The 4,646-nt window shown below is 65.2% G+C and carries 1 protein-coding gene and 1 pseudogene; both read left to right on the top strand.

Features of this window, described 5'->3' with window-relative positions:
- On the top strand, positions 1-3,392 hold a 3,392-nt coding region (locus IE302_RS42540; RefSeq protein ID WP_191260149.1), incomplete at its 5' end, for a hypothetical protein.
- Positions 3,393-4,481: 1,089 nt separating this feature from the next.
- A pseudogene (locus IE302_RS42535) lies at positions 4,482-4,646 on the top strand (2-oxoacid:ferredoxin oxidoreductase subunit beta); the annotation flags it as partial.

The following is a 4,646-nucleotide window of genomic DNA, read 5'->3' as shown; positions in this document are numbered from 1 at the left end:
GCGGCATCGCCTTCATCCCCGCCACCTACGCCACCAACGTTCTCAACGCCTTCCCCCACCCCGAACCCGGCGTCTTCCGGCTCATCACCCAACACCGACAAGGCGTCTTCGCACTCCCCGCACACCCACACCCCATCCCCCACCGACCCGACCAGCTCATCCGCACCCTCCACCGACTCCCCCCGGCACTCGCAAACTGGGGCGACCACACAACAATCACCCTCCTCGCCTGCGACCTCACACCCACCCACCGCGACGACCTCGCAGCCCTCATCCACACCAACCTCGGCCTCGAACTCACCGTCCCCCACACCGAAACCCCCCTCTACATCACCCCAGACGGAACCATCACCACCACCGACCCCGGCCTGGACAACACCCTCCACCTCGCACCACCCGACACCCCCACCGAAGCCACCCTCACCACCACCGGCGCCTGGCGGCGCACCCCCGGTACCACCGAAACATTCAAACAATTCCTCCTAGACAACAACCACGCCACCACAACAGACCTCACCCCCAACAAAACCGGCAAACTTCCACCCCGAGGCCAAGCCCTGGTCAAAAACTGGGCGATCACCACCGGCGCCGAAAACCTGAGCGCTCCCGATACCGCCGAACAGTCCGGAGGCCTCGTCACGCCGGCAACAGTGTTCCGATGGCGCCGGAAAGAACTGCTGGAAAGAGGCGAGGCGGCAAGACCTGACGCGGACACCCTCACCACCACCGGAGCCTGGCGACGCACCCCCGGCACCACCGAAACACTCAAAGACTTCCTCCTCACCAACAACCACGCCACCACAACAGACCTCACCCCCGACGCAAGAGGCGAACTTCCACCCCGAGGCCAAGCCCTGGTCAAGAACTGGGCGATCGCCACCGGCGCCGAATACCTGAGCGGCACCGACACAGCCGAACAGTCCGGTGGTCTCGTCTCGCCGGCAACAGTGTTCCGATGGCGCCGGAAAGAACTGCTGGAAAGAGGCGAGGCGGCAAGACCTGACGCGGACACCCTCACCACCACAGGCGCCTGGCGACGCACCCCCGGCACCACCGAAACACTCAAACAATTCCTCCTCACCAACAACCACGCCACCACAACAGACCTCACCCCCAACAAAACCGGCGAACTTCCACCCCGAGGCCAAGCCCTGGTCAAAAACTGGGCGATCACCACCGGCGCCGAAAACCTGAGCGCTCCCGATACCGCCGAACACTCCGGAGGCCTCGTCACGCCGGCAACAGTGTTCCGATGGCGCCGGAAAGAACTGCTGGAAAGAGGCGAGGCGGCAAGACCTGACGCGGACACCCTCACCACCACAGGCGCCTGGCGACGGCCCCCCGGCACCACCGAAACATTCAAACAATTCCTCCTCACCAACAACCACGCCACCGAAACAGGCCTCACCCCCGACGCAAGAGGCGAACTTCCACCCCGAGGCCAAGCCCTGGTCAAAAACTGGGCGATCACCACCGGCGCCGAGAACCTGAGCAGCACCGATACGGCCGAACACTCCGGAGGCCTCGTCTCGCCGGCATCAGTGCTCCGATGGCGCCAAAAAGCACTTCTTGCCGCGGGCGGAACAGAACTGCCCGACTCCGACACCCTCACCACCACCAGCGCCTGGCGACGCACCCCCGGCACCACCGAAACACTCAAACAATTCCTCCTCCACAACAACCACGCCACCACAACAGACCTCACCCCCAACAGAAACAACGAACTTCCACCCCGAGGCCACGCCCTGGTCAAAAACTGGGTCCTCGCCACCGCCACCGGCGATCGGCGGCTGAAGGCCGCGGAAGCAGCCGAACACTCCGGAGGCCTTGTCACACCAACAACGGTCTACCGGTGGCGGACCGCTGCCCGCCCCGGCGCTGAACCAGCGGCCACCTCCACGCATGAGGCGGTGTCCCAGCTGCAGATTCGGCCGTCGAAGCGGCGCAAGACCCTGCCCGGTACGAGCGGGCCGGAGTTCGTGATCCCCGCCGACATCCGGGAATTCGTCGTCGGGTTCGACCCGGAGAAGAACCGGAGCCACCCTTCGCTGTGGGCGCTGCTGGAACATTTGCGGACGGCCCGCCTGCCCGGCCTGGACCTGACCCGCGACAGCGCGGGACTACCGACCTCGATCACCACCCAGAGCCTGGTCCGAGACTGGGCCACCGCCCGGGCCCCGCACTACCCCGGGGACTGGATCGCGAAAATGTCCGGCTGGTCGATTTCCCCCGCCCAGGCCGAAGAACTGTCCGGCCGGATCGTGACCCAACGCGAGATCAGAACCGTATGGGAAGACCAAGGACGACGACGCACCGAGCTCGCCGCCCCCGAAGGACCGGCCGACACCTACGTCTCCCGCGCCCTCCGCTACGGCCTGCGCCCCATCCACGGCATGGACGACATGTTCTACTGGCGCGACCCCGCCGACCCCCTCTACAAAGTCGCTCCCCGCTTCGCCGGACCCGACGGCGACATCCACCCGGTGATCCGCGCCAACGCCGACAAGATCACCGCGAAAATCGTCAACGGGAAGAACAACCTCAAAAGGATCGCCGCGGACCCCGACGACCACAAACTCGCCCGCACCGACGCCGCCACGTTCACCCGGATCTTCCGCACCCTGGAAGAGAACCTCACCGCCGAGATCCGCCGCATCGTCCGCACCTCCACCAACCCCACCCCCGGCACGATCACCGAAGCAGCCCTGGGCCCGACCGATCCTGACCGACCCGTCTACGTCGGTCAGGTGCTGCCCGAACACGTCGCCGCCCACGAACAACGTCTCGTCGGCCAACTCGGCCTCTACCTCACTCACCCACCAGGCACCGTCCCCCACGACCGGCAACCAGCCCTCCGCAACGGCCGCGTCCTCGGCATCTACGCCGGCGCCCACCTCGGCAAGGTCTACATCGTCCCCAGCCAGATAGCCGGACGCCACGACCTCGAAAACCATTGGAAACAAAGACACCCCCACTACCCCGCCTACAACATGCACGCCGGACGCGGAGCCAACCCCGAGCAGATCACCGCCGAAGGCGCGGGCAACTCCACCGCGTTCGCCAACTCCGCCACCCTCCCCACCGGCGGCATCGACCAGACCCGCGTCAACACCGTCCTCCTCGACATCGAAGTCACCCTCCCCAACAAAAACAACCCCGCCAAAACCACCACCATCGGCGCCACCGCCTACATCGCCCTCGACAACGCCTTCGACCCCACCACCAACCCCCACGGAACCATCCTCGTCGACTACAGCGACCACTACGAGTTCACCCGCAAAGAAAAAACCTTCAAAAGAGAAGACCCCGACCCACCCACCCGGATTGCCGATCTCCCGTACCACCGATCCATCGACACCGACGGCGGCATCACCACAAGCCGGCCGCAGTGACCTCACACTCGCCCGGCCCGACCGTCGTTCCGTCCTCGAAGCCGGTCGCGCACACCTAGAGCGGCGGGCGAACGTAGCAGTCGGAAGGAGGTTGTCACCGACGTTGGAGCGGAGGTGGTGGGGGGAACGTAATTGTCAGTGGAGGACGAGGACCGCGATCAGCGCAGTGGTCACCCACCACAGCGTCACCCGACGAGCACGCGGTGGAGATCGATCGCCTCCGCGGCGCGGGTTCCTTGCATGGCGCCGGAACCCGACGTCTTCGCACTCACTGCCGCGGCTTGCCCCCGCTTTCCGTCGAGCCGCTCAACAGGACACAGCGAGGCCTGCGAGCGGAGAGGAGCTGCGAGAGCGGAAGATGAGCCGGGTACGGCAGGTGCCGAGATCACCAGTCCCGCAGTGGCTGCCGACGAGGCAGTCGAGTCGGCTGAGGCGACCGCCGAGCGGCAGATGTGATTCTGCCACCTCACTGAAACGGCGAAAGGCCGCATACCGACGGGCGCTGAACTCGACCGCGGTGCCGACCCCAACGACTACGACAGGGGTTCTTCAGCGGTGGCGTGATACGGACCGCGGCCCTGCCGGTCAGGGAGAGCGGTTGACTCGATCCCTCGCCTCGGCGTCCACGCCGGTGGACGGGGGCACTTCAGGCCAAATCGTGGTTCCGACAACATCGCAAGCACGGGTGACGCATGGAGGGCCAGCCGTCCGTTCATCGATGATCGTTGCACTTTTGTCCAGAGTTTCAGGCCGCCGCAGCCAGCATGCCGCATCATCGTCTGACGGCCACCACCCTAGGCCGCGCCCACCAACGCCGAGAATCGTTCGTCCTGGAAGAGCCGAGGAGCGGCACATGTGTGATGCCGTAAATGGTGAGACGTCACAAACTGGTTGCCGCGACGTCCGCAAGGTGGCGACTCAGGTTGTGAAAAAATCGCACCAAGACTCGCGCCGGAGCGTCCCCGATCACAGCCTTGACGCACCGATCACAATACCTTCACCTGTGAAGCGGCATCGTAAATCTCTCGCATCGATCAATACCTGCGCCTTGAATAGCAAATTATCCGAATTGGCGTACGAGACGTCCTGATGACCGCGATCGATCTGGGGATTCCCACACTCGGCGGCCTGGACCTCGTGCCGACCGAGACCGAACCGCAGAAGGCGAAGGACTACAAGTCGGACCAGGAGGTCCGCTGGTGTCCCGGCTGCGGCGACTACGTCGTGCTCAACGCCGTGCAGTCGTTCCTGCCG

The sequence above is a fragment of the Amycolatopsis oliviviridis genome (assembly GCF_014654365.1).
Taxonomy (GTDB): Bacteria; Actinomycetota; Actinomycetes; order Mycobacteriales; family Pseudonocardiaceae; genus Amycolatopsis; species Amycolatopsis oliviviridis.
The sequence above is the reverse complement of the archived record's forward strand: the minus strand, read 5'-3'. Positions and strand labels throughout refer to the sequence as shown.